The organism is Streptomyces sp. NPDC091282 (assembly GCF_044757385.1).
GTDB lineage: Bacteria > Actinomycetota > Actinomycetes > Streptomycetales > Streptomycetaceae > Streptomyces > Streptomyces gramineus.
Window position 1 is genome coordinate 819,408 of the sequence record NZ_JBIVUX010000002.1, and the last position, 23,992, is coordinate 843,399.

At 74.5% G+C, this 23,992-nt stretch carries 19 protein-coding genes; 8 read left to right on the forward strand and 11 right to left on the reverse strand.

Annotated elements, in window-relative coordinates; genetic code table 11:
- Positions 1–4 precede the first annotated feature (4 nt).
- From ACIQOE_RS10775 to pssA, 4 genes are all read left to right on the forward strand, one after another.
- Positions 5–517, forward strand: coding sequence for a MaoC family dehydratase (locus ACIQOE_RS10775; protein WP_351315258.1), 513 nt, complete (start codon positions 5–7; stop codon positions 515–517).
- A 2-nt stretch (positions 518–519) separates the two neighbouring features.
- Positions 520–1,725 (forward strand): acyl-CoA dehydrogenase family protein, encoded by a 1,206-nt coding sequence (locus ACIQOE_RS10780; protein WP_351315261.1) that lies wholly within the window; start codon positions 520–522, stop codon positions 1,723–1,725.
- Positions 1,726–1,894: 169 nt separating this feature from the next.
- Positions 1,895–2,551 carry a phosphatidylserine decarboxylase gene (locus tag ACIQOE_RS10785; protein ID WP_351315264.1) on the forward strand — a complete coding sequence of 219 codons (657 nt, stop codon included), beginning with the start codon at positions 1,895–1,897 and terminating at the stop codon, positions 2,549–2,551.
- Positions 2,538–3,398 carry a CDP-diacylglycerol--serine O-phosphatidyltransferase gene (gene pssA / locus ACIQOE_RS10790; protein ID WP_351939623.1) on the forward strand — a complete coding sequence of 287 codons (861 nt, stop codon included), beginning with the start codon at positions 2,538–2,540 and terminating at the stop codon, positions 3,396–3,398. The genes ACIQOE_RS10785 and pssA overlap by 14 nt, the downstream gene beginning before the upstream one ends.
- Positions 3,399–3,537: 139 nt before the next feature.
- Here pssA and ACIQOE_RS10795 read toward each other — a convergent pair whose 3' ends face one another.
- On the reverse strand, positions 3,538–4,656 hold the full coding sequence (locus ACIQOE_RS10795; protein WP_401411570.1) for a glycerate kinase: 1,119 nt from the start codon (positions 4,654–4,656) through the stop codon (positions 3,538–3,540).
- 159 nt (positions 4,657–4,815) lie between these two features.
- On the opposite strand from ACIQOE_RS10795, the gene ACIQOE_RS10800 reads away from it, so the two are divergent.
- From ACIQOE_RS10800 to ACIQOE_RS10810, 3 genes are read left to right on the forward strand one after another with little or no spacing between them, the layout of a single operon-like run.
- Complete coding sequence (locus tag ACIQOE_RS10800; RefSeq protein ID WP_401410947.1) at positions 4,816–5,919, forward strand: ADP-ribosylglycohydrolase family protein; 1,104 nt, start codon at positions 4,816–4,818, stop codon at positions 5,917–5,919.
- Positions 5,916–6,410 carry an NUDIX hydrolase gene (locus ACIQOE_RS10805; RefSeq protein ID WP_365557829.1) on the forward strand — a complete coding sequence of 165 codons (495 nt, stop codon included), beginning with the start codon at positions 5,916–5,918 and terminating at the stop codon, positions 6,408–6,410. Before ACIQOE_RS10800 ends, ACIQOE_RS10805 begins: the two co-directional genes overlap by 4 nt.
- A 59-nt stretch (positions 6,411–6,469) precedes the next feature.
- The gene (locus ACIQOE_RS10810) at positions 6,470–7,204 is read left to right on the forward strand and encodes a Sir2 family NAD-dependent protein deacetylase (protein WP_351315276.1); all 735 of its coding nucleotides are present in this window, start codon (positions 6,470–6,472) and stop codon (positions 7,202–7,204) included.
- A 49-nt stretch (positions 7,205–7,253) separates the two neighbouring features.
- Here the strand turns inward: ACIQOE_RS10810 and ACIQOE_RS10815 are convergent, their stop codons facing one another.
- The 3 genes from ACIQOE_RS10815 to ACIQOE_RS10825 form a co-directional block, all read right to left on the reverse strand.
- Positions 7,254–7,736, reverse strand: coding sequence for a methylated-DNA--[protein]-cysteine S-methyltransferase (locus ACIQOE_RS10815; protein WP_365557834.1), 483 nt, complete (start codon positions 7,734–7,736; stop codon positions 7,254–7,256).
- Between the two features lie 10 nt (positions 7,737–7,746).
- Positions 7,747–9,231 carry an AlkA N-terminal domain-containing protein gene (locus tag ACIQOE_RS10820; protein WP_401410950.1) on the reverse strand — a complete coding sequence of 495 codons (1,485 nt, stop codon included), beginning with the start codon at positions 9,229–9,231 and terminating at the stop codon, positions 7,747–7,749.
- 81 nt (positions 9,232–9,312) lie between these two features.
- Entirely contained in the window at positions 9,313–10,209 is an 897-nt protein-coding gene (locus ACIQOE_RS10825) for an SDR family oxidoreductase (RefSeq protein WP_365557837.1), read from the reverse strand.
- A 145-nt stretch (positions 10,210–10,354) separates the two neighbouring features.
- On the opposite strand from ACIQOE_RS10825, the gene ACIQOE_RS10830 reads away from it, so the two are divergent.
- Positions 10,355–11,281 carry a LysR family transcriptional regulator gene (locus tag ACIQOE_RS10830; RefSeq protein WP_401410952.1) on the forward strand — a complete coding sequence of 309 codons (927 nt, stop codon included), beginning with the start codon at positions 10,355–10,357 and terminating at the stop codon, positions 11,279–11,281.
- 41 nt (positions 11,282–11,322) lie between these two features.
- Here ACIQOE_RS10830 and ACIQOE_RS10835 read toward each other — a convergent pair whose 3' ends face one another.
- The 7 genes from ACIQOE_RS10835 to ACIQOE_RS10865 all read right to left on the reverse strand — a co-directional run bounded on the left by ACIQOE_RS10835 (position 11,323) and on the right by ACIQOE_RS10865 (position 23,955).
- A complete protein-coding gene (locus tag ACIQOE_RS10835) occupies positions 11,323–11,832 on the reverse strand; it encodes an O-acetyl-ADP-ribose deacetylase (protein ID WP_351315291.1) in 510 nt (169 codons plus the stop codon).
- A complete protein-coding gene (locus ACIQOE_RS10840; RefSeq protein ID WP_401410954.1) occupies positions 11,829–13,238 on the reverse strand; it encodes a phytoene desaturase family protein in 1,410 nt (469 codons plus the stop codon). Before ACIQOE_RS10840 ends, ACIQOE_RS10835 begins: the two co-directional genes overlap by 4 nt.
- Before the next feature lie 86 nt (positions 13,239–13,324).
- Entirely contained in the window at positions 13,325–14,173 is an 849-nt protein-coding gene (locus tag ACIQOE_RS10845; protein ID WP_351315298.1) for an inositol monophosphatase family protein, read from the reverse strand.
- Between the two features lie 117 nt (positions 14,174–14,290).
- Positions 14,291–16,087, reverse strand: coding sequence for a gamma-glutamyltransferase family protein (locus ACIQOE_RS10850; RefSeq protein WP_401410957.1), 1,797 nt, complete (start codon positions 16,085–16,087; stop codon positions 14,291–14,293).
- A 48-nt stretch (positions 16,088–16,135) separates the two neighbouring features.
- The gene (locus ACIQOE_RS10855) at positions 16,136–16,702 is read right to left on the reverse strand and encodes a hypothetical protein (RefSeq protein ID WP_399011329.1); all 567 of its coding nucleotides are present in this window, start codon (positions 16,700–16,702) and stop codon (positions 16,136–16,138) included.
- Positions 16,703–16,732: 30 nt separating this feature from the next.
- Complete coding sequence (locus tag ACIQOE_RS10860; RefSeq protein WP_401410959.1) at positions 16,733–20,716, reverse strand: CHAT domain-containing protein; 3,984 nt, start codon at positions 20,714–20,716, stop codon at positions 16,733–16,735.
- Entirely contained in the window at positions 20,713–23,955 is a 3,243-nt protein-coding gene (locus ACIQOE_RS10865; RefSeq protein ID WP_401410962.1) for a hypothetical protein, read from the reverse strand. Before ACIQOE_RS10865 ends, ACIQOE_RS10860 begins: the two co-directional genes overlap by 4 nt.
- Positions 23,956–23,992 lie beyond the last annotated feature (37 nt).

Sequence of the window (23,992 nt, forward strand, 5' to 3'; positions counted from 1 at the left end):
GGCGATGCAGTTCGGACGCACGTACGAGGAGTTCGAGGTCGGGGCGACGTACAAGCACTGGCCCGGAAAGACGGTCACGGAGTACGACGACCACCTGTTCTGTCTCCTCACGATGAACCACCACCCGCTCCACATGGACACCAACTACGCCGAGAAGACGACGGACTTCGGCAAGAACGTGGTGGTCGGGAACTACATCTACTCGCTGCTGCTCGGCATGAGCGTGCCGGACATCTCGGGCAAGGCGATCGCCAACCTGGAGATCGAGTCGCTGAAGCACGTGGCGCCGACCTTCCACGGCGACACGCTCTACGGGCAGACCACCGTGCTCGACAAGTGGCCCTCCAAGTCGAAGAACGACCGCGGGATCGTCCACGTCGAGACCAAGGGCTACAAGCAGGACGGCACCCTGGTGTGCGTCTTCCGCCGCAAGGTGATGGTGCCGACCGAGACGTACATCAAGGAGCGCGGCGGCGAACAGCCGGGCCGCCCGGAGCTGAAGGAGCAGGAGAAGTAGCCATGGCCCGTCTCGCCCAGACCGCCGGTCTGACCGACGTCCAGCAGGAGATCCTCTCCACCGTCCGCGACTTCGTGGACAAGGAGATCATCCCGGTCGCCACCGAGCTGGAGCACCGCGACGAGTACCCGCAGGACATCGTCGACGGCCTGAAGGAACTCGGCCTCTTCGGCCTGATGATCCCCGAGGAGTACGGCGGCCTGGGCGAGTCGCTCCTGACGTACGCGCTGTGCGTCGAGGAGATCGCCCGCGGCTGGATGTCCGTCTCCGGCATCATCAACACGCACTTCATCGTGGCGTACATGCTCAAGCAGCACGGCACGCAGGAGCAGAAGGACCACTTCCTGCCGCGGATGGCGGCCGGTGACATCCGGGGCGCGTTCTCGATGTCGGAGCCGGCCCTCGGCTCGGACGTCTCCGCGATCACCTCGAAGGCGGTGAAGGACGGTGAGGAGTACGTCCTGAACGGCCAGAAGATGTGGCTGACGAACGGCGGTACGTCCTCCCTCGTGGCCGTGCTCGTGCGGAGTGACGAAGGCCACCCCGAGGGCACCGCCCCCCACAAGTCGATGACGACCTTCCTGGTGGAGAAGGAGCCCGGCTTCGGCGAGGTCCGCCCCGGCCTCACCATCCCGGGCAAGATCGACAAGATGGGCTACAAGGGGGTCGACACCACCGAGCTGATCATGGACGGGCTGCGGATTCCGGCCGATCGGGTGCTCGGCGGGGTCACCGGCCGAGGTTTTTACCAAATGATGGACGGAGTGGAGGTCGGCCGCGTCAACGTGGCGGCGCGTGGCTGCGGCGTCGCGCAGCGTGCGTTCGAACTCGGTGTCCGGTACGCCCAGCAGCGTCACACTTTCGGCAAGGCGATCGCCCAGCACCAGGCCATCCAGTTCAAGCTCGCGGAGATGGCCACCAAGGTCGAGGCCGCGCACGCCATGATGGTGAACGCCGCACGTAAAAAGGACTCCGGGGAGCGAAACGACCTGGAGGCCGGGATGGCGAAGTACCTCGCGTCCGAGTACTGCAAGGAGGTCGTCGAGGACGCCTTCCGCATCCACGGCGGCTACGGATTCTCCAAGGAGTACGAGATCGAGCGCCTCTACCGCGAGGCCCCGATGCTGCTGATCGGCGAGGGCACCGCCGAGATCCAGAAAATGATCATCGGCCGGAGGCTGCTCGAAGAGTATCGGTTCCAGGGCTGATTGTCCCGGTGCGGGGTGTTTTCTTCGAGAAGAAGATCACACCCCGTCAACGGTCTTCGGCCGCCGACTCGGTATCCTGGCTTGCCCAGTTGTGGCCCACGACCGGTACGATCCGGTAAAGCCGCCGTCCCCAATTCCCGCGCGGCATCATCCGCTACGAAGGTCATCCATGCCCCACAGCCAAACCTCTGCACATCGAGACAGCCTGGCCGGCGTACGCCTCGCGCGCGGAGCATCGCCGTGGCTTCTCCCGACCGTCGCCACCGCAGCCGTCAGCCTCCTGCGTGCCCGTCGCTCCGGCGCCGCGAAGGCCGTCGCCGTGCCCGCCACCGCGCTCGCGGCGGGCATGCTGTGGTTCTTCCGCGACCCCGAGCGTGAGATCGCCCAGGGCCGCGTCATCTCTCCCGCCGACGGTGTGGTGCAGAGCATCATGCCGTGGAAGGACGGCCGGACCCGCGTCGCCATCTTCATGAGCCCGCTCAACGTCCACGTGAACCGGGCGCCGCTGTCCGGCACCGTGACGTCGGTGGAGCACATCCCCGGTGGCTTCGTTCCCGCCTTCAACAAGGAGAGCGAGAACAACGAGCGCGTAGTCTGGCATTTCGACACCGAACTCGGCGACATCGAGATGATCCAGATCGCCGGCGCGGTGGCCCGTCGCATCGTGCCCTACCTCCCGCAGGGCACGAAGGTCGAGCAGGGCGACCGCATCGGCCTGATCCGCTTCGGCTCGCGCGTCGACATCTACCTGCCCGAGGGCGTGGAGGTCGCGGTCGAGGTCGGTCAGAAGACGGTGGCTGGGGTGACTCGCATTGACCGTGATTGATCCGGAGACCCAGGCGGGCTGGGTGCCCGAGGCCGACGAGATCGGCGAGGACGAGGAGGAGATGCCCCTCTCTCTGCGCCTCTCGATAGCGGACACCCTCACGCTGGGCAACGCCACGTGCGGCTTCATGGCGGTGTACTTCACCACCACGGGCATCCTGATCCCGCACCTCACCGGGGACGACCAGTCGGCGGGCATGGCGCGGCACAGCGCCGCCACCGCGGTCATCCTCATGCTCTGCGCGGCGGTCTTCGACCTGTTCGACGGGCTCGTGGCGCGCAAGCTGCGCTCCTCGCCCATGGGCGCCGAGCTGGACAACCTCTCGGACCTCGTCAGCTTCGGCCTGGCCCCCGCGTACTTCGTGCTCGTCTACGGCATGGTGGCCGACGACGCCTACCAGAAGGTGGCCGCGGTCGGAGCCGTGGTCGTCCTGCTGGCGGTGGTGCTGCGGCTGGCCCGCTTCAGCTGCGTGACCCCGCCGAACGGCATGTTCCAGGGCATGCCCTCGCCGTTCGGCGCGCTCACGGTGGTCTCGATCGTGCTGCTGGAGCTGCCGTTCGTCGCGACCCTGCTGGCGATCATCGGCACGGCCTGGCTGATGGTGAGCCGGGTCGAGTACCCGAAGCCGCGCGGGCGCCTCGCCGGGGCGATGCTGTCCTGGATCGTGCTCTCGATGGGCCTCCTGGCGGCCTGGGCGTTCGACGCGCCCGGCGGCCAGCTGCTGCTCCAGACCGGCTGCGCGCTGCAGCTGGTGATGGGCGCGGTGATCCCGCTGTTCGCCACGGCGCGCCGGGTGAACAACATCCGCGACAACCGCCGCGAGGCGAGGACGGCGCAGCTGCCGTAACCACGAGGCGAGAGGGCCCGGACCGCGAGCGGTCCGGGCCCTCCGTCTTTCCGGGTCGTTCCTCGGGCTCCCCGCGGCTCCCCCGGGGCCCCTGACGGAGCCCCCCGGTTCACCGCCGACCGCGCCGGCTCCCCGTGGATCAGGTCAGGAAGTCCGTGGCGATCGCTTCCGCGACCCGCTCCAGGATCGGGCCCGCCTCCGCGATGCACTTCGCGACGTCCGGTTCCACGGACGTCAGCGGGTAGGCCCGCCGGATCCCCGCCCGCCCGAGGTCGGCGGGTGCCAGTGCCAGGCGCCCGCACACCGCCACGACCTCCTTGCCGGCGGCCCGCGCGGCCGCGGCCACTCCCGCGGGCGCCTTGCCGTGCAGCGTCTGCCCGTCCAGCGAACCCTCGCCGGTGACGACCAGCGAGGCCCGCTCCAGGGCGGGCGCGAAGCCGAGGACGTCGAGCATGACCTCGATGCCGGGCCGGAAGCGGGCGCCGAGCAGCAGCGCGCCGTAGCCGATGCCGCCGGCGGCCCCGGCGCCCGGCGCCACCGCGTACTCCGCGGCGCGCGGGCCGGCCTCGGCCTCCAGGACCTTCGCGAAGTGCGCGAGCGCCGCGTCCAGGACCGCCACGTCGTCCGGCGAGGCGCCCTTCTGCGGGCCGTACACGGCCGGAGCGCCCTTGGGGCCGGTCAGCGGGTTGTCGACGTCGCTGGCGAGGACCAGGTCGACGGCGGAGAGCCGCGGGTCCAGGCCCGACAGGTCCGCGCGGGCCACGCCGGCCAGGCCGCCGCCGCCCGGCGCCACCGGCTCGCCGTCCGCGTCGAGGAACCGCGCGCCGAGCGCCGACAGCATGCCGGCGCCGCCGTCGGTGGTGGCGCTGCCTCCGACGCCGAACACGATCGTGCGGGCGCCCGCGTCCAGCGCGGCCCGCAGCAGCTCGCCGGAGCCGTACGTGGAGGCCGTCAGGGGCGCGAAGACACCGGCGGGCAGCCGTTGCAGTCCGCTCGCCTCGGCCATCTCCACCACCGCGGTGTCACCGCGCAGCGCGAACGCTGCGGTGACCTCCTGTCCCAGCGGCCCGGCGACCGCCCGTTCGTGGCGTTCGAAGCCCGCGGCGACCGCCGCGGCCACGGTGCCGTCCCCGCCGTCCGCGACGGGCAGCGCCTCGAGCTCCAGGCCGGGCACGACCCGCCGGAGCCCCGCAGTGACCCGCTCGGCGACCTCCACGGCCGTCAGCGAGCCCTTGAACTTGTCCGCGGCGATGAGCACGCGCTGTGTCACCTGTATCCCCTTGCTCTCCGGGCCTCGCGCACGTCAAGGCCAGTCGCGCCGCTGCGACCTTAACCGGAGGACACCCTCGCCGTCATGCCCCGCCCGAAGCCTGGGAAAGGCCTGGGAGCCGCCTGGGAAATCGGGTACACCACAGCCATGGGCAACGACGGCACCCCCGGTCCGGACCTGGACGACCGCGTGCTCGGCGGCTGGCTCGGCCGGATCGCGGGCAACATGCTCGGCAAGCCCGTCGAGCAGGGCGAGGTGTGGACCAGGGACCGCATCGACGGCTACCTGCGGCGGGCCGCCGCCCTGCCGCTCACCGACTACCTGCCCGAGCCCGCCGACGAGCGCGACGCCCTCGCGCTGCGCCCCGAGTGGGACCGGTGCGTACGCGGCCGGATCCACGGCAGCTGCCGTGACGACGACGTCGACTACGCGATCCTCGGCCTGGACCTCCTGGAGACCCACGGTTTCGGCTTCAGCACCGAGCAGGTCGGCGAGCTGTGGCTGCTCCGGCTGCCGTACCTCCAGACGTTCACGGCGGAACGGGCCGCCTACCGCAATCTCGCGGACGGTCTCAAGCCGCCCCTGACCGCCACCTACGACAACCCGTACCAGGAGTGGATCGGCGCCCTGATCCGCGCCGACATCTTCGGCTGGACCTGCCCGGACGCCCCGCGCCGGGCCGCCTCGCTGGCCCGCAGGGACGCCGTGCTCTCCCACGCGGGCAACGGGGTCTACGGCGCGATGTGGGCCGCCGCGCTGATCTCGGCGGCGTTCACCGCGCCGACCGTGCGGCAGGCGATCGACAGCGCGCTGACCGTCGTACCGGCGAGCTGCCGTCTCGCACGGACCGTGCGGCGGGTCGTCTCCCTGCACGAGACCCGGCTGAGCTGGGAGGACACCCTGAGCACCCTGTCCGAGGAGACCGCGGGCCTCGGCTGGATCCACACCGTCCCGAACGTGGCCGTGCTCACCGCGGGACTGCTGTACGGCGACGGCGACTTCACCCGGACCCTCGCGCTCACCGTCCGCGGCGGCCTGGACACCGACTCCAACGGGGCGACGGCGGGCTCGGTGGCCGGTGTGCTGACCGGCGCGGCCGACATCCCGGGCCGGTGGAAGGACCCGCTGCGGGACACGGTCCGCAGCGCCGTCTTCGGCTTCGACGGGGCCCGCATCAGCGACCTCGCCGAGCGCACCGTGCGACTCGCCCGGACGAGCGCCGGCCCCGCCCTCGATACCCTTCCCGGGTGACCACGACTGACGCCTACGCCGCCTACATCGCGGGCCTCCCCCGGATCCTCGCCGGGGCGGCCGCGCTCTTCCGGGACGCCGAGGGACGGGTGCTGCTCGTCGAGCCCAACTACCGCGAGGGCTGGGCCCTGCCGGGCGGGACCGTCGAGTCCGACGACGGGGAGACCCCGCGCCAGGGCGCCCGGCGGGAGACCCTGGAGGAGATCGGCCTGGACCGCGAGATGGGCCGGCTGCTCGCGGTGGACTGGGTCCACGGCACCGCCCGCCCGCCGATCGTCGCCTACCTCTACGACGGCGGTGTCGTCACCGAGGCCGACCTCGCGGCGATCCGGCTCCAGGAGGAGGAACTGCTGTCCTGGCGGCTGGTCGCGCGCCCCGACCTGACCACCTACCTGCCCGGCTCCCTCGGCCACCGGGTGCTGGCGGCCCTGGACGTACTGACCGAGGGCACGGGCACCGCGGAACTGGAGAACGGCAGGCGCGCGGGCTGACGCGGGCCGCCCCGATAACCGTTCGCCGCCCGCACCGGCCCCGCCCTACCCTCGAACACATGGCCAAGCCCCTCGTCGCCGTCCTCAGCGGCGCCGGCATCTCGACCGATTCCGGGATCCCCGACTACCGCGGTCCCGCCGGGCTGTGGCGCCGCGATCCCGAGGCCGAGAAGCTCGTGACGTACGAGTACTACATGGGCGACCCCGACATCCGGCGGCGGTCCTGGCGGATGCGGCGCGAGAGCGGCGCGCTCGGGGCCGAGCCGAACGGGGCGCACCGCGCCGTCGCCGAGCTGGAGCGGGCGGGGACACCGGTGCGGGTGATCACGCAGAACGTGGACGGGCTGCACCAGCTCGCCGGGATGCCCGCCCGCAAGGTGCTCGAACTGCACGGCTCGGCCCGCAGCGTGGTGTGCACCAAGTGCCGTGCCCGCGGGCCGATGGCGGACGCGCTCGCCCGCGTCGAGGCCGGCGAGGACGACCCGCCGTGCCTGGAGTGCGGAGGCGTCCTCAAATCGGCGACGGTGATGTTCGGCGAGCGGCTCGACCCGGTCGTCCTCGGCCAGGCCCTCGCCATCAGCAAGGCCTGCACCGTGTTCGTCGCCGTCGGCAGCAGCCTCCAGGTCCAGCCCGCCGCCGGTCTCGTCGGCGTCGCCGCCGACCACGGCGCCCGCCTCGTCATCGTCAACGCCGAACCGACCCCCTACGACGACCGCGCCGACGAGGTCGTCCGCGAACCGATCGGCACCGCGCTGCCCCGGCTGCTGCGCGGCCTGGCGGACGACGGCGCCTGAGCGGCGCGCGGGGTGCCCGCCGCCCGCGCGCCCGAGGTCCCCGCGCCGGTCAGAAGAGGCCGGCGCCCCGCTCGAAGTCCAGCAGGCGCCGCTTGCGGGGCAGGCCGCCGCCGTAGCCGGTGAGGCCGCCGTTGGCGCCGATGACCCGGTGGCAGGGGACGATGATGCTGATCGGGTTCCTGCCGTTGGCCAGGCCCACCGCCCGGGAGGCCTGCGGGCTGCCGAGGGCGTCGGCGAGTTCGCCGTAGGACCGGGTCTGCCCGTAGGGGATCAGGCAGAGCTGCTCCCAGACACTGCGCTGGAACGGGGTTCCGTCCAGGCGCAGTTCGAGGGTGAACTCGGTCAGCTCGCCCGCGAAGTACGCGTCGAGCTGTTCCCCGGCCTCGGCGAAGAGGTCGTCGTCACGGGCACCGAAGTTCTCCTCGGGCGGGCGGTGGCGCTGGTCCTGCATGTAGAGGCCGCAGAGGACGCCGTCCTCGGCGACCAGGGTGAGGGGGCCGTAGGGGCTGTCGGTGACGGTGTGGTTCTTCACGGAGAAGTCCTTATACGGGCAGGAAGTTGATCGGGTGGGAGTCGGTAGCCCACAGGTACTGGACCGCGTAGGCCCGCCAGGGGCGCCAGGCGGCCGCACGCGCGGTGAGGGCGGCCGGGGTGCCGGGCAGGCCCAGTTCCAGGGCCGTGCGGCGGATGCCGAGGTCGGTGGGGAGGAAGGCGTCGGGGTCGCCGAGAGCGCGCATGGCGATGACGTCGACGGTCCAGGGGCCGAAGCCGGGGAGTTCGAGGAGTCCGGCGCGGGCCTCGGCCCAGTCGCTCTCCACTCCCAGGTGGAGGGTCCCGTCGGCGAGGCGGCCGACCAGGGTGGTGAAGGTGGTGCGCCGGCTGCGGGGCATCGCCAGGGTCTCGGGGTCGAGACCGGCCAGCTCCGCGGGGGCCGGGAAGAGATGGGTGAGGCCGCCCTCGGGGTCCTCCACCGGGGTGCCGTGCGCGGTGACCAGGCGGGCCGCGTGGGTGCGGGCGGCGGTCGTGGAGACCTGCTGGCCGAGCACGGCGCGCACCGCGAACTCCGCCTCGTCGACCGTGCGGGGCACCCGGCGGCCGGGCGCCTTGTCCACCAGCGGAGCCAGCACGGGGTCGGTGCGCAGCTGGTCGTCGACCGCGACCGGGTCGGCGTCCAGGTCGAGCAGCCTGCGGCAGCGGGCGATGGCGACGGGCAGGTCCCGCAGGTCGCTGAGGGCGAGCCGGCAGGCGATGTGGTCGGGCTTCGGGGTGAGGGCCGCGATGCCGTGGCCGTACGGCAGCCGCAGGGTCCGCCGGTAGGCGCCGTCCCGCCACTCCTCGACGCCGGGTACGGCGGTGGCCGCGAGGTGGCCGAAGAGGTTGTCGGGGTTCAGGGGCGCGCGGAAGGGCAGCCGCAGCGACAGCGCTCCGGGGGCGGGGGCGGCCGGCGCGCTCTTCGGGGCTCGCGCGCGCAGCTCGCTCGGGGACAGCGCGAAGACCTCGCGGACGGTGTCGTTGAAAGTGCGGATCGAGGAGAACCCGGCCGCGAAGGCGATCTCCGCCATCGGCAGGCCGGTGGTCTCGACGAGCAGCCGGGCGGTCTGGGCGCGCTGGGCGCGGGCCAGGGCCAGCGGGCCGGCGCCGAGTTCGGCGAGGAGCTGGCGTTCGACCTGGCGGGGGCTGTAGCCGAGGCGGCCGGCCAGGCCGGGTACGCCCTCGCGGTCCACCACCCCGTCGGCGATCAGCCGCATGGCGCGGGCGACCAGGTCGGCGCGCTGGTTCCACTCCGGTGAGCCGGGGCTGGTGTCGGGGCGGCAGCGCTTGCAGGCCCGGAACCCGGCCTGCTGGCAGGCGGCCGCGCTCGGGTAGAACGTCATGTTCTCGGGCTTGGGCGGCACCACCGGGCAGCTGGGCCGGCAGTAGATGCGGGTGGTCAGGACGGCCGTGAAGAACCAGCCGTCGAACCGTGCGTCCTTGGACTGCACGGCCCGTACACAGTGCTCCCGGTCGAGGTTCGTCCCTTTCTGCATGGGTCCAGCATCGGCCACCGAGTGCGGCCGGTGCTGGCGGAAATCCGACACGTAGGTGCGCTGACCTGACGGCCGCCGCGGCTACCCGCGGAAGTAGTGGTCCTGGTCGAGGTCGGCAGGCAGTCCCGGCCGCTCGGGCCGCCAGTCGTAGCGCTCGCGGGTCGCGGTGCTCGACGTGGGGTTGTCGCTGACGGCGAAGCGGCTCATCCAGCCGAAGTGGCCGGCCGCGTCCTCCGGCGCGAGCGACACCACCGGCAGGCCCAGGCGGCGGCCGATGACCGTGGTGATGTCGCGCAGCGGTACGCCCTCCTCGGCCACCGCGTGCAGCACGGCGCCGGCCGGGGCGTCCTCCAGGGCCTTGCGGAACAGGACGGCCGCGTCCAGGCGGTGCACGGCCGGCCAGCGGTTGCTGCCGTCGCCCGGGTGCGCGGCGACGCCCTTCTCACGGGCGAGGGCGATCAGGAGCGGGACGAAGGCGTGGTCGCCCGCGCCGTGCACGGAGGCCGGGAGCCGGATCGCGCTGACCCGCACCCCGCGGCCGGCCAGGGCGAGGGCGGCCCGCTCGGACTCGCCGCGGTGCGCGCCGGGAGCCGCGGGGTCGGGTCCGTCCGTCTCGACGCCGAGGCGGCCCGGGGTGAGCAGGCCCGTCACGGAGCTGACGACCAGCGGGCGGCCGGAGCCGGCGAGGGCGTCGCCGAAGGCGGCCAGGGCCGCGAGTTCGGTGCGCAGGGCTCCGGGCATGTCGGAGAAGTCGTGGTTGAAGCCCGTGTGGATCACCCCGTCCGCCGCGGCGGCCGCGGCCCGCAGGCCGTCGGTGTCGTTCAGGTCGCCGCGGTGCGCCTGGGCTCCCGCCTCCTTCAGTGCCGCCTCGGCCGCGTCCGAGCGGGCCAGGCCGAGCACCTGGTGGCCGGCGCCGAGCAGGTCGCGGACGACGGCGCTGCCGATGAACCCGGTGGCGCCGGTGACGAACACACGCATGACGAAATCACCTCACGGAGAGTGGATGCCTGGGACGGCTCCAGCCTGCGTCCGGTCCGGGGCCGGGGTCCAAGACCCGTTCCGCACCCGGTGATGACCGTACGGTCATGACCGCAGCCCACGGCGGCGGGAGTAGAGTCGACGGGTGCCCGAATCCCTCGTACCGCCGGTGGACCTGGAGCTGCGCCTGGTGCGCTACTTCACCGTGGTCGCCGACGAGCTGCACTTCGGGCGGGCCGCCGACGCGCTGCGTCTGGCGCAGCCGTCGCTGAGCCGGCAGATCCGGCGGCTGGAGCGGGAGCTGGGCGTCCCGCTGCTGGACCGCGGTCCTCGCGGCACCCGGCTCACCCGGGCGGGCGAGACCTTTCTGCCGCAGGCCAGGGAGTTGCTGCGCAGTGCCGCCCGGGCCGCCGCGAGCGCCCGTTCGGCCGCGGGCCACGGCCCGTTCACGGTCGGATACACCACGCACCAGATCGTCACCCCGGCCGTCCGTGAGGTCCGGCGCCGCCACCCGGACGCCGACGTGCGCACCCTGCACGTGGACTGGAGCGAGCCGCGCGACGCCCTGCTCGACCACCGGGTCGACGTGCTGGTCACGCGGTTCCTGTTCAGCGCGGACGGCCTGGACGTGACGGTGCTGTACGACGAGCCGCGGGTGCTGCTGGTGCCGCTCGGCCACCGGCTGGCGGGCCGGGCGTCGGTCACGCTCGCCGACTTCGCCGACGAGCCGCTGCCCCGCTTCACCGGCGCGGACCGGGCCGGTGCGAATCCGCCGGGCCACACCACCCTGGGCGCCCTGGTGGACACGCTGGAGGACAAGCTGGAGCTGGTGGCGAGCGGCGAGGTGGTGTCGCTGGCACCGGCCGGGTTCCGGGGCAGCCTGCGCGCGGACATCGTCGCCGTACCGGTCGTGGACGCGGTCCCGGTGCAGGTCGTCCTGGCCGCACGCGCCGACGATCCCCATCCCCTGCTGCCCGCTTTCCGCCGGGCGGCCAAGGCCTGCCTCCTCCCGCCCGGCACCGGCCGGACGGGAGAGCCGCAGGGGCGGGGAACGAGGGCCGAGTCCATGTGACGGCCGGTCGCCAGGGCCGCGACGGGAATCCTGGTCCGTGCTCAGGGCAGCTGGGCGGCGAATGCCTCGTAGGCACGGTCGTCGAAGAGTACGAAGCGGACCTCCTCGACGGCCGTGTCCGTCTCGCGGACGGTCGCCACGGCGATCCGGGCGCCGTCGTCCAGCGGCCAGCCGTAGATCCCGGTGGAGACCGCGGGGAAGGCGACCGTGCGGGCGCCGAGTTCGTCGGCGCGCCGGAGGGACTCGCGGTAGCAGGAGGCCAGTTGCCCGGAGCGGTCCTCGCTGCGGGAGTGGACGGGACCGACGGTGTGGATGACCCACCGGGCGTCGAGATCGCCCGCGGTGGTGGCGACGGCCTGGCCGGTGGGCAGGCCCTTGCCGTAGTGCCCGGCGCGGAGCTTGCGGCAGTCCTCCAGGATCGCGGGACCGCCGCGCCGGTGGATGGCGCCGTCGACGCCTCCGCCGCCGAGCAGCGAGGAATTGGCCGCGTTGACGATCGCGTCGGCGGTCTGCCGGGTGATGTCGCCCTGGACGAGCGTGATGCGGGTCATGTCTGTCTCAGCCTTCTCCAGACGGCCTTGGCCGCGTTGTGCCCGGACATTCCGTGCACCCCGGGGCCGGGCGGGGTCGCGGACGAGCAGATGAAGACCGCCGGGTGCGGGGTGCCGTAGGGGAACAGGGAGAGTTTGGGGCGCAGCAGGATCTGCAGGCCGGAGACCGCGCCGGTGCCGATGTCACCGCCGACGTAGTTGGCGTTGCGGGCGGCGAGTTCGGCCGGTCCCGCGGTGGCCCGGGCCAGCACCAGGTCGCGGAACCCCGGTGCGAAGCGCTCCAGTTGACGCTCCATCACGTCGGTGAGGTCGCCGCTCCAGCCGCTCGGCACATGGGCGTAGGCCCAGAAGACCTGCTTGCCCTCGGGTGCGCGGGAGGGGTCCACGACACCGGGCTGCACGGTGATCATGAACGGCCGGTCCGGAGCGCGGCCCTGGCGGGAGGCGGCCCGCAGCGCCGTGCCGATCTCCGCGCTGTCCGCGCCGATCTGCACGGTCCCGGCACGGCGGGCCTCGGGGGCCGTCCAGGGGACCGGGCCGTCCAGCGCGTAGTCGATCTTGAAGACGCCCGGGCCGTACCGGTAGTCCTGGTAGTAGTTGCCGAGGCCCGCGATACGGGCGAGGGCGGTCGGCGAGGTGTCGAAGACGTACGACCGTGCGGGCGGCAGGTCGTCCAGGCGCTTGACCTCGTAGTCGGTGTGGATCGCGCCGCCGAGGTCCCTGAGGTACGCGGCGAGGGCGTCGGAGATGGCCTGCGAACCGCCCCGGGCCACCGGCCAGCCGCGGGCGTGCGCGGCGAGCGCGAAGACCAGGCCGACGGCACCGGTCGCGAAGCCGCTGAGCGGGGCCATGACGTGCGCGACGAGCCCGGCGAAGAGGGTCCTGGCCCGCTCCTCCCGGAAGCGGCGCAGCAGCAGGGCGGCGGGCGGCAGCCCGGCCAGGCCGAAGCGCGCGAGGGTGACCGGGTCGCGGGGCAGCGCGGTCAGCGGGAGGGACATGAAGTCCCGGGCCAGGGTGTCCCACTTGGGCAGGAAGGGCTCGACCAGCCTGCGGTAGGTGCCCGCGTCACGGGGCCCGAAGGAGGCCGCCGTCTCGGCGACCGAACGGGCCAGGACGGCGGCCCGGCCGTCGGGGAAGGGATGGGCCATCGGCAGCTCCGGGTGGAGCCACTGAAGGCCGTAGCGGTCCAGGGGCAGGGCGCGGAACGCCGGCGAGTTGACGCCGAGCGGGTGCGCCGCGGAGCACGGGTCGTGACGGAAGCCCGGCAGCGTCAGCTCCTCGGTGCGGGCGCCGCCGCCCACCGTGCCGCGGGCCTCGAAGACCGCGACGGAGAAACCGCGCCGGGCCAGCTCCACGGCGGCCGTCAGGCCGTTCGGTCCCGCCCCCACCACGACCGCATCGAGCATCGACGGCACCTTCGCACCCCTTCGTCAGCCGATTGGCCACTCGGGTTCAGGATATGCCGCGGGACTGACACCGCCCTCGTCCGGGGCTACCAGTGCGGGTTCCGCAGCAGGTCCAGCACGCGCCGCGCGGTGGCCGCGTCGCGGGCCGCGGTGAACGGCAGGACGTTGTCGCCGGTGATCCGGAAGGGCTCGCCTGCGAGCGTGAGGTGGGCGCCGCCCGCCTCCTCGACGAGGAGCAGCCCGGCCGCGTGGTCCCAGGCGGCCTCCCAGGAGAACGCCGTCGCGTCCAACTCGCCGCGGGCGACGGCGAGGTACTCAAGGCCCGCGGAGCCGCAGGCGCGCGGGGCGACGCCGTCGACCCACAGGGCGGACAGGGCGCGCTTCTGCGCGTCCGTCGTGTAGTCCGGGTGGGAGGTGGCGATCCGCAGGTCCCGGTCCGCGGCGGGCGGCCCGGCGTGCAGCCGTACGCCGTCCAGGAAGGCGCCCTTGCCCCGTACGGCCGTGGCGAGTTGCTCGCGGACGGGCGCGTAGGTCCAGGAGGCGAGCAGGACGCCGCGGTGGGCGAGCGCGACCAGGGTGCAGAAGCCGTCCTCACCGCGCACGAACTGGCGGGTGCCGTCGACCGGGTCGACTATCCACACCGGTGCGTCGCCCTGGAGCGCCCCGTAGGTCTCCGGGTCCGCGTGCACCGCTTCCTCGCCGACCACGACGGAACCCGGCAGCAGCGCGCCGAGCGCTCCGGTGAGGTACTTCTCGGCGAGCCGGTCGGCGTCCGTCACCAGGTCGTGCGGCCCGCTCTTCTGGTCGACCTCGTGGTCGGCGAGCCGCCGCCACCGGGGCAGGATCTCGGTCCTGGCGGCCTTGCGGACGGCGTCCTCGACGTCGCCGGCGTGCTGGAGGAGAAACTCGTCGATGGTCTCCGTTGCTTCGATCATGTCCCCCATGAGAGCACGTGTCACTGACAATCCCACCCACTCGGGTGTACGGAATCCGGAATCCGGACGAACAGCCGGTGCCGGCGATCAGTGCGCCGCCGGCCGGCCCCGCCCGGGTCAGCGCCCGACCGCGTAGCCCTGCATGCCGCGCGGGTTCGCCGCCGCCGACAGCACACCGGTCTCCGGGTCGCGGGCCACCGCGCACAGCCGGCCCTCCGACCAGCCCGGCCCGACCGTCACGTCGTGGCCGCGCCGCCGCAGCTCCTCCACCACGCCGGGGTCCGTCCGCGACTCGACGGTGAGGCTGCCGGGGCGGCGCCCGCGCGGGTGGAAGGAGCTGGGGAAACTGTCGTTGTGCCAGTTCGGGGCGTCGATCGCGCCCTGGAGGTCCAGGCCGCCGCGCACCTGTCCGCGCAGCGCGACGGCGAGGAAGAAGTGCAGCTGCCACTGGTCCTGCTGGTCGCCGCCCGGCGTGCCGAAGGCCAGCACCGGGACCCCGTCGCGCAGGGCCAGGGACGGGGTGAGCGTGGTGCGGGGGCGGCGGCCGGGGGTGAGGGAGTTCGGCAGGCCCTCCTCCAGCCAGGTCATCTGGAGCCGGGTGCCGAGCGGGAAGCCCAGTTCGGGGACGACCGGGTTGGACTGGAGCCAGCCGCCGCTGGGCGTCGCGGCCACCATGTTGCCCCAGCGGTCGACGACGTCCAGGTGGCAGGTGTCGCCCCGGGTGGTGCCGTCGGCGGCGACCTGCGCGACCGTCGGCTCGCCGCCGCCCAGCGGGTCGAAGGCGGTGCTCCGCGCGGCCTCCACGCGCGCGTACGCGGGCAGCCTGGGCACGCGGCCGCCGGGGCTGCCGGGCCGCAGCTCGTCGGAGGCCTTGGTGCCGACCAGCCGGCGCCGCCGCGCGTTGTAGGCGCCCGAGAGCAGTTCGGCCAGCGGCACCTCGGCCGCGTCCCCGTACCAGGCCTCCCGGTCGGCCATGGCGAGCTTGCAGCCCTCGACCAGCAGGTGCAGGTAGTCCGCGGAGCCGTACGCGGGCAGCTCGGGCGGCAGCAGGGCCAGCTGCTGGAGGAAGGCCGGGCCCTGGCTCCAGGGGCCGGCCTTGCACACGGTCCAGCCGTTCCAGTCGTAGGACACCGGGGGCTCGTAGCCGGCGGACCAGCCGGCCAGGTCGGCGGCGGTGAGGGTGCCGGTGTGCCGCTCGCCGCTGGTGTCCATGGTGGGACGGGCCGCCTGCCGGACCAGGGCCTCGGCGATGAAGCCGGTGCGCCACACCTCACGGGCCGCGTCGATGCGGGCCTCGCGGTCCCCGGCGCCCGCGGTCTCGGCGAGCAGCCGCCGCCAGGTCGCGGCGAGAGCCGGGTTGCGCAGCAGTTCGCCGGGCCGGGGCGGACGGCCGCCGGGCAGGTAGAGCTCCGCCGAGGACGTCCACTCGGTCTCGAACAGCCTGCGGACGCTCGCCACGGTCGCGCCGACGTTCTCCACCGGCGGGTGTCCGTGCTCGGCGTAGCCGACGGCGTACGCCAGGATCTCGTCCAGCGGCTTGGTGCCGTGGTCGCGCAGCAGGAGCAGCCAGGCGTCGAAGGCGCCGGGGACGGCGGCGGCCAGCGGTCCGGTGCCGGGCACCAGGTCCAGGCCGAGCCCCCGGTAGTGGGCCACGGTGGCGCCCGCCGGGGCCACGCCCTGCCCGCACAGCACCCGCACCTCGCCGCCGGCCGGGGCGAGCAGGATCGGTACCTCCCCGGCCGGCCCGTTCAGGTGCGGCTCGACCACGTGCAGCACGAACGCGCCCGCGACGGCCGCGTCGTAGGCGTTGCCGCCGTTCTCCAGGACCGCCATCGCCGACTGGGAGGCCAGCCAGTGCGTGGAGGAGACCATGCCGAAGGTCCCCTGGAGCGTGGGCCGGGTGGTGAAGGACATCTCTCACCTCGGGGGGTGGGTGCGTGGGCCGGACCGGGCGGCAGCAGACTACCCAGCGGGGTCGCGGGTGGGACCCGTCACGTCCAGGTCGGCCCGCATGGCGGCCCGCGTGTCCGAAAGGTCCCGCCAGCCCTGTCCGATCACCGTGCGGACGCTGTCCGGGTCGTCGCCGTCACGGCCCCGGTCGCGGGTGGCGCGGGCCAGGCTGCCGTAGACCGAGCCCAGGCCCCGGTCGACCTTCCGCACCTCGGCCAGCACCGTGTCCGGCACGATCATCTGGGCCTCGGCGTAGCTGCGGCGGTAGTCGACCCGGGCGCTCTCCACCGCCTCCAGGGACTCCCGGGGGTCGCCTCCGTCGCGCAGGACGTGCGCGTGGTCGTTGAGGGTCGCCAGGTAGTGGCGGGCCGACGCGTTGAAGCCCGTGTAGGCCGCCTGACGGGCCTCACGCCCCGACTGCCTCCGCTCGTCGGCGCGTTCGGCCCTCCGGGAGCGCTCGACGCGGTCCCACTCCTCGCGCCGCAGGGCGTCCGCCCGGCGCTGGGTCAGCCAGGCGGAGCCGAGTGTGCCGCCCACGCCGACCAATGCCGCCAGCAGCCCCGTCACCGCCGAGTCCATCGCGCCTCTCCCCCGTGCCGCCCGTCGCGTTCAGTGCCCCTGGCAGGCGAAGGCCGCCCACATCTCCAGGGCCGAAGGATCCCCGTCGTGGAGTATGTCCGCGATCGTGCGGGGCATGTCGCCGGGGACGGTGCGATCCGGGTCCAGCAGCCACAACTGCGCCTGACGCAGGGCCTGTACGGGAGTGGCGCCGGTACGCAGACGGTCGTGGAAGACGTACGTCATCAGGCCCGTCAGCCCGTCCGGGACCTCCCACCGCGAGCCGACGACCCCGGTCGCGCCGGCGGCGAGGAACGCCGTGGAGAGTGTGAGCGCCTCGTCGAAGTCGCCCGTGGTGTGGTCGCTGACGCAGGCGTCGAGCACCACCAGGCCGCCGGGCGTCCCGGGCGGCCGGCCGCGGGCCTGCCGCAGGATCTCGCGGACGGGCAGCCGTCCCGGACCGCCGTCCGGCTGCGGTGCGAGCAGCAGGCACGCGTCCAGCGGGGAGGTGCCCGAAGGACGGGCGTGGCAGGCGAGATGGAGGACCGAGGCGCCCGTGCCGGCCGCGGCCGGCAGTGCGGCCAGGACCTCGGCGGGCGTGCCGGGGCCGGCCGCCCGGCGTACCTTGCCGAGGAGTTGGCCCGACGGATAGAACACGGCGTGGATCTGCCGGGCCTCGGTGGTGGCGCCCGGCAGCGTGCCGTCGGGGTTGCCGACGATCACCGGGCGGGCGTCGAGGGGCAGGCGCGGGCGGCCCAGCACCTCGTGGAGCTGGCGGGCCGAGGCCGCGTACGACAGGGTCAGGCGCTCCAGCGCGCGCACCGGCCGGCCGCCGTCGCGCAGGCCGCTGCTGAGCAGTGCCGCGTGCCAGGGGATGCCGCCGAGGTCGCCGAACGGGACCAGGACCAGGTGCGGTTCGGATCCCGCCGCGGCGACGAGGGGCGAGCGCAGGAGCGGGGACATCACCACCGGGCCCGCCCAGTCGCAGAGTTCGGTGAGCGCGGCGCGCCAGCGGGCGTGCGCGGCCCGGTGGACGTCCCCATCGGTGGAGGTGTCCAGAGCCTCCTGGCGGCTGCGATGGGCCGCCCGGTAGGCGCCGAGGACGTCCAGGCCGTCGCGCCGGAGCAGGCCGAACTCGACGGTGTCCACGCGGGATTCGCGGGTCACCAGCACCGCCGTGCCGGCGTTGTGGCCGCCCGGCGGAAGCAGGTAGACCAAGGCGTGCGCGCCGGCCGTGCGCAGCGCGGCGGCGATCTCGTCGACGGTGGGCGGGGTCATCAGGGCCGTGCCCGCCCGGGAGCGGGCCAGCGCGGTGAGGGTGCGCCGGCGCAGGTCGTCGGGGAGCGGGAGTTCGGCGCCCTCGCCGAGGGAGCCGAGCAGTGAGCCGGGGCCGTCGAGCAGCGCCGCCAGGTCGATCGGGGCCGGTGCCCCGCGGCCGCCGCCGCCCTCCCACTCCTCGGCGAGGTCCGCCCGGCCCGCCTCCCGCAGCAGCGCGGGCACGTCGGCGGTGGTCGTGGAGGCGTGCAGCACCTGCCCGCGTCCCAGCTCCAGGGCCTCGACGGCGGCGGCCAGATCGCCGTCCGCCAGACACCAGCGGGCGATGTGCAGCGCCCGGTCGGCGGCGCTGCGGGCCACCTGGAGGGCGGGTTCCGCGGCGGCCTGGAGCAGCACGACGGTGGCCGCCTCGCGCAGCCCGGCGATGCCCGTGCGCCGCCCGTCCGCCGCGTCCCCGGGGGCCGAGCGCAGGCGCAGGGAGTCGGCGAGGACGTTGGTGAGCTGGGCGCCGACCGGGGACGGCGGCCGGTCGGCGAGCAGGTCGCGGGCGGTCCGGGCCACGTCCACGGCCCGGTCGGCGTCGGCGGGGACCCGCCCGTGCAGGAACCGGCCGTGGTGCAGCATCGCGGTCAACGCGGCGGCCCTGAGCCCCTCCTGGCTGTCCGGCGGGACGGCGTCCAGGACGTCCCGGAGCATCCTCCCGGCCGAGTCGACGCCTCGCCCGTTGTAGGGAGAGAACGACGTCATCAGCAGCGCGCCCGCCGTGCGCAGCAGCAGCCGGGGCCGTTCGGGATGGTCCTCGGGCAGGGCGTCCACGGTCTCCGACAGGAGGACCAGGCCCTCCATGCGGTCCCGCACACTGCCGCCGTGGAAGGACCACACCATCAGCATGAGGCCGAAGTCCGCGTCGACCGTGAGGCGTTCGGGGTCGTCCTCGGCGAAGGAGTTCCGCAGCCGGCGCATCGACTCCACGGCCGCCGCCGTTCCCGGTCCGGAGCGGGAGGCGACGGCGAACATGAACTGGAGCTGCGCCAGGCCGTGTTCGAGGCGCGGCCGGTCCCGTTCGATCAGGTACAGGTCGACCGGGGCGCCGGTGTCGCCGCCGTCCAGGACGGCGGCGACCTCCTGCATGTAGCGGACCGCGGTCTCCAGGTCCTGGAGGTCGCCGCCCGTCTGGTAGCGCTGGTAGAGGCTGACGGCCAGGTTCTGGAGGTAGACGACCCGGTTCACGTCGTCGAGCGCGGTCTGCCGGAACGCCATGGTGAGGTGGCGGATGGCCCCGTCCAGGTCGTCGGCGGAGTTGGACAGCGCGTGCCGCTGGCTGAGCGCGGCGGCGTAGGCGCCGTGCGCCTGCGAACCGAAGCCCGGGGAGTGCGAGGGCACCCGCATCGACTCGTTGAGCAGCGCGATGGTCCGGTCGACGCCTTCGAGGTCGGCGCGGCCGCGGTCGTCCCGGACGATCGCCGCGTGCGCGAGCTGGTTGAGCAGGTCGCTGCGCATCGGGTCGTCGGCCGGGTACAGCTCGACGGCCCGCTCCAGATGGCGCAGGGCCTCGTCGTTGTCGTACCGCTCGGGATGGCGTTCGCGCAGGGAGTTCAGGAGGCAGCCGAGGACGGCGTGGGTGGGCGGGCGTCTGGCGTCGTCCTCGGCGAGGGCGCCGAGCGCCTCCCGGAGCAGCCCGACCGCCTCCTCGTTCTCCGCGGTCGGCGCCGTGCCGGGTCCGGCCGACTCGTCCCGTTCCGCGAGCGCCGCGCCGAGCATCGAGGTCGCCTGGGCGTGGTACGTGCTTGCGGGGTCGAGCAGCCGGTACAGGTCGCGCAGCCGCGCGAGATAGGCGGCACGGTCCGCGGGCGCGACCCGGCCGTCGCCGCGCTCGCGGTAGACGTCGACGAGGTGGGCGGCGGCGAAGATCCGTGAGCCGTGCTCCTCCGGCAGCGTCGCCGCCAGCAGCTCCAGGTGCGGGTGGGCGCGCTCCGGGGTGTCGGAGTGGTCCAGGAAGAGCCTGGCCAGCCGGACCCGGGCCTCGGCCTCGAGTTCGTCGGCCTCGTCCGCGAAGGAGCCCGCGCCGTCCGCCGCGGGCTCCCACCCGGACGGCCGCAGGGCCGCCAGCAGCGCCTCCAGCGCGCCGGCCGCGTCCCGCAGGTCGCCGGGGACCCGGTCGCGGTCGTAGCGGTCGGCGAGCGCGCAGCCGTGGCTGACGAGGAGACCGGGGTGGACGTCGTCGCCGAGCAGCGGCAGCCCGTCGCCGAAGGCGGCGAGCGCCTCGTCGAGATCGTCACCGCCGACGCCGCCCGCGTCCTCGTCGGGGCCGGGGGCCGGGTGAGCGGTGTCCTCGGCGGGGTCCTCGGGGGTGCGTGTGTCCTCGTACCGTGCGTGCAGCAGCAGACCCAGGCGGACGCAGGCGGTGGCGTACTCCTCCGTGTCCCCGGGCAGGGTCGCGCGGGCGAGCGCGAGGAGGGGCGCGGCCCGGTCGCGCAGGTCCTGCGGGTCCCGGACGCCGTACGCGTCGGCGTGGCCCGACACCGCCTGCCAGTAGCCCACCGACAGGGTGAGGCCCAGCAGGTACCGCGCGCGGGCCAGGGCCGCCGGGTCGGCCAGGGCGCCCTGGTCCTCCAGGAGGTCGCGGGCGCCGAGCAGGACGTCCCGGCAGCGCCGCCAGGAGTCGCCCGCCTCCTGCGGCCGGTCCTGCTCGTCGTGCCGGGCGAGCAGGTCCTCCGCCTCGTCGAGGAGGTCGGGCGCCCCTGCGGTGGGGGCCGTCATCGCGCGGCGCGCCGGGTCCGGCGCACCGCGAATCCCGCGGCGTACACGCTCAGCGGCAGCGCGAGCAGCAGCGCGGCCCAGAAGGCCCCGTGCCCCCAGGTCTTCGCGAACGCGCCGAACAGGTCCGGTGCCACGGGCACGCTCAGCGCGCGGGCGGGCTCCACGGGCGGTGGCCACAGGCCGAGCACGAGCACCGCGCCCGCCGCCCAGCCCAGCACCCGGCGGGCGACCGCCGGTGAGGCGAGCGCGGCCAGCACGCAGACGGCCGCGCAGGCCAGGACGTACTGCGACTGGTAGGAGGCGCCCTGCTGTCCGGTCCCCCACGAGGCGGGTGTCCGGTGCTCTCCGTCGAGCGCGACCCGGACCTCCACCGCCGCCCACAGCGAGGTGACCAGCATGAGGAGCGCGGACGCGGCGAACAGCGCGCGGTCGCGGGTGCCGCGGGGGCCGGTGCGCCAGCGCGTCGGGTTCTCGTACGGCCGCCTCGGCAGCCCGGCCGCTGCCCGGCGCTGCTCGGCCCGTTCCCGCCGCAGCCGGGACTGCTCCTGCTCGGCGGTGCGGGCCAGGCCGAGCTGCCTGCGGGCCAGGACCATCAGCACCACGCAGACCAGCGGGACGAGCAGCAGGGCGGTGACACCGTTCCAGCTCTTCCAGCCGCCCAGGAAGTAACGCATCCGCTCGGCCGCCCAGCCGGGAGCGTGCAGCGGATCCAGCGGGGGCAGGTCCGGGCGCGCGTAACCGGCGTACGCCGCCACGGCCGCGCCCGCGGCCAGCAGCCATCCGGAGATCCGGCCGGTGGCCGCGGCGAACGCCACCGCGCCCGCCAGGGCCACCGCGCACAGCCCGGTCTGGGCCGCCGAGGCGAGGTCGGCGGCGTGGGCGAGCGGGGCGACGAGCCGGTCGGCGGGGTCGAGGGCGTCGCCGCCGAGCCCGCTGTCGTGCACGGAGCGGAGCATCGCGCCGGACCAGATCAGCAGCCAGAACGCCAGGAACAGAGCGGCGCCCGCGGCCAGCCGGCGGGCCAGCGGGCGCCAGGCCGTGGACCACCATTCGGTGAGGGTGACCGTGTGGTCCTGCCCGATCTCGTCGGCGCGCAGCGCCCTGGGCAGCAGGACGGCCGCCGCGACCAGGTCCGCCCGCCCGGACACCGTGCGGATGTCGCCGGCGGCCGCCCGGCGGTGCAGCTCCGCCCAGCGCCGCAGGAACCCGGCGTCCGCGGCCCGGGCGCGCACCACGGCGCCCAGCCGGTGGCGTACGGCGCCCAGCCGGGCCAGCGCGGCGAGCAGGCCCACCGGGGCCTTCGCGAGGAACGTGGCGAGGAGGCCGGGCAGCCCCGCGAGCGGCAGCAGGGCCCGCCCGCGCTGTTCCGGGTGCACGATGAGCGCGGCGGTCAGGCCGTAGGCGGCGTTCGTCTCACGCCGGTCGAGGCTGCCGCCGGCGCCGCCGTCGTTGCCGGTGCGCCGGCCCAGCGTGCGGGCCCGGGCGCGCACGTCCTCGATCGTGGCGGGGAGTTGCTCGGCCAGCGTGAGCAGCACCTCGCAGCGACCGTCGGAGCAGTCGTCGTGCGCGCAGTTAAAGCCGGCCGCCACGGTCGGCACGTCGGCCTTCAGGAGCTCGTCGATGAAGGCGACCGCGCCCTGTCCCTGGGCGATCCGGGCGATGCCGTCCGCGTCCACGCGCCGGCCCCGGTACTGCGGTGTCGCGGCCGGCGCGAACACGGCGACGAAGGCCAGCGCGGCGACCGCGGCGCGCACCGGCCGGTCGGGTCCGCGGTTCAGCGCGAGCAGTTGCCCGTGGTCGTACGAGGTGTCCCTGAGGTCGTCGCGCAGCCAGGTCGCCAGCCGCTGCCCGCCGTCCGCGGCGAGCCAGTCGGCCGCCTCCTGGGAGTGCCGGGCCATGGCCGCGGCGAGGCTCTCGGCCTCGTGGTGGGCGGTGCCGCGGAAGGTGATGGGGCTGTGGGCGTGCCGGGCGGCGGCGGGGGCGTCCGGTGCGGCGGGGCGGACGACCTCCGGGGTGTCGCCCTTGAGCCAGCGGCGCACCTCGGCCGCGGTCCAGCGGTCGTCCGGGTCCTTGGTGAGCAGGCCCTGGAGCAGCAGGTTCTGCCGCGCGTCGGTGACGGCGGACAGGTCGACCTCATGGTTGACGATCAGGGCGCGGGTCCACGCCTCGTCGGTGATGCGGGCGTCGTCGCCGAGGACGTACAGCGGGCGCCCGGTGAAGACCTGGTAGAGGACGAGCCCGACGGTCCACCACGGGGTGGCCCTGAGGTTCTGGTTCACGATCTGCTCGGGCGCCATGTAGAGCGCGGTGATCTGGAAGTCGCGGTAGCTCTGGCTGGCGGTGAACCTCGCCACTCCCCCGAAGTCCGCGACGACGAGCTGGAACCGGTCGTCGTTGTCCTTCCTGGTGCCGCCGTGGCTCTGCCTCACGAGGATGTTGGCGGGCTTGAGATCCAAGGGGTTGCGGTCGATCCGCGTCTGCCAGAAGTCGAGCAGGTCGGCGAGTTCGCGCACGGTCCGTTCGGTCCGCGCCCGTTCCTCGCGTGGCTTCCCGTCCCGCAGGCGGCGGGCGAGGTGGTCCTCCAGGGTGGTCGGCAGGTACTCCATCGCGACCCACCCGCACACCGTGCCGCCGATCGCGATGTCGCCGAACTCGTGCAGGGCGGGGACGTGCCGGCGGAAGTCGGGGGCCGCCAGGTGTTCGAGGGTGTCCAGGTCCATGGCCTGGCCCGGGTGGGCGATCTTCACCGCCGCGTCGGCGCCGTCGGCGAGCCGGCGCACGTGCCAGACCGTGCCCTCGCTGCCGGCGCCCGCGATGCCGTGCGGCTCGTAGCGGTCGCGCAGCGCCTCGGGGAACTCGGCGTGGGCGGTGGCGGGATCGCGCCGGGTGGGCGGGTCCGTGGGACGGGCGGGACGTGTCCGGGCCTGCGAGGAGGGCCCCGCGGCCGCGGCCCGCGGCGGGTCGGCGCCGGGCGGTGCGGGGTCCGGGCGCTGGACGCGGGTGGGCGGGCTCGGTGAACCGGCCGGCGCGGCTGCGGAGTCCGCGGGGTCGTGGCGGGCCCGGTCCTGCCGCTGCACCCGCGTCGGCGGGCTCGGCGCAGCCGGATCCTGCCGCTGGACGCGCGTCGGCGGGCTCGGCGGGGCCTGCTCGGGCCGCTTCTGTCTGCGGGTCGGCGGGCTCACGGGGGTGCGCGGCGGGCCGGTGGGGCCCGCGGGTTCCTCGGTCGGGTTGTCGGCCATGCGGAGTCCTCGACGGTTCCTGGTGCCCGCCCCGGAG

What these genes read in the sequence shown, in the direction of transcription:
- ACIQOE_RS10820 (WP_401410950.1), bottom strand. Translation starts at nt 9,231, where the DNA reads ATGCAGAAAGGGACGAACCTCGACCGGGAGCACTGTGTACGGGCCGTG.
- ACIQOE_RS10800 (WP_401410947.1), top strand. Translation starts at nt 4,816, where the DNA reads ATGGGCAACGACGGCACCCCCGGTCCGGACCTGGACGACCGCGTGCTC.
- ACIQOE_RS10865 (WP_401410962.1), bottom strand. Translation starts at nt 23,955, where the DNA reads ATGGCCGACAACCCGACCGAGGAACCCGCGGGCCCCACCGGCCCGCCG.
- ACIQOE_RS10775 (WP_351315258.1), top strand. Translation starts at nt 5, where the DNA reads ATGCAGTTCGGACGCACGTACGAGGAGTTCGAGGTCGGGGCGACGTAC.
- ACIQOE_RS10845 (WP_351315298.1), bottom strand. Translation starts at nt 14,173, where the DNA reads ATGATCGAAGCAACGGAGACCATCGACGAGTTTCTCCTCCAGCACGCC.
- ACIQOE_RS10825 (WP_365557837.1), bottom strand. Translation starts at nt 10,209, where the DNA reads ATGCGTGTGTTCGTCACCGGCGCCACCGGGTTCATCGGCAGCGCCGTC.
- ACIQOE_RS10840 (WP_401410954.1), bottom strand. Translation starts at nt 13,238, where the DNA reads ATGCTCGATGCGGTCGTGGTGGGGGCGGGACCGAACGGCCTGACGGCC.
- ACIQOE_RS10855 (WP_399011329.1), bottom strand. Translation starts at nt 16,702, where the DNA reads ATGGACTCGGCGGTGACGGGGCTGCTGGCGGCATTGGTCGGCGTGGGC.
- ACIQOE_RS10850 (WP_401410957.1), bottom strand. Translation starts at nt 16,087, where the DNA reads ATGTCCTTCACCACCCGGCCCACGCTCCAGGGGACCTTCGGCATGGTC.
- ACIQOE_RS10860 (WP_401410959.1), bottom strand. Translation starts at nt 20,716, where the DNA reads ATGACGGCCCCCACCGCAGGGGCGCCCGACCTCCTCGACGAGGCGGAG.
- ACIQOE_RS10785 (WP_351315264.1), top strand. Translation starts at nt 1,895, where the DNA reads ATGCCCCACAGCCAAACCTCTGCACATCGAGACAGCCTGGCCGGCGTA.
- ACIQOE_RS10835 (WP_351315291.1), bottom strand. Translation starts at nt 11,832, where the DNA reads ATGACCCGCATCACGCTCGTCCAGGGCGACATCACCCGGCAGACCGCC.
- ACIQOE_RS10780 (WP_351315261.1), top strand. Translation starts at nt 520, where the DNA reads ATGGCCCGTCTCGCCCAGACCGCCGGTCTGACCGACGTCCAGCAGGAG.
- ACIQOE_RS10810 (WP_351315276.1), top strand. Translation starts at nt 6,470, where the DNA reads ATGGCCAAGCCCCTCGTCGCCGTCCTCAGCGGCGCCGGCATCTCGACC.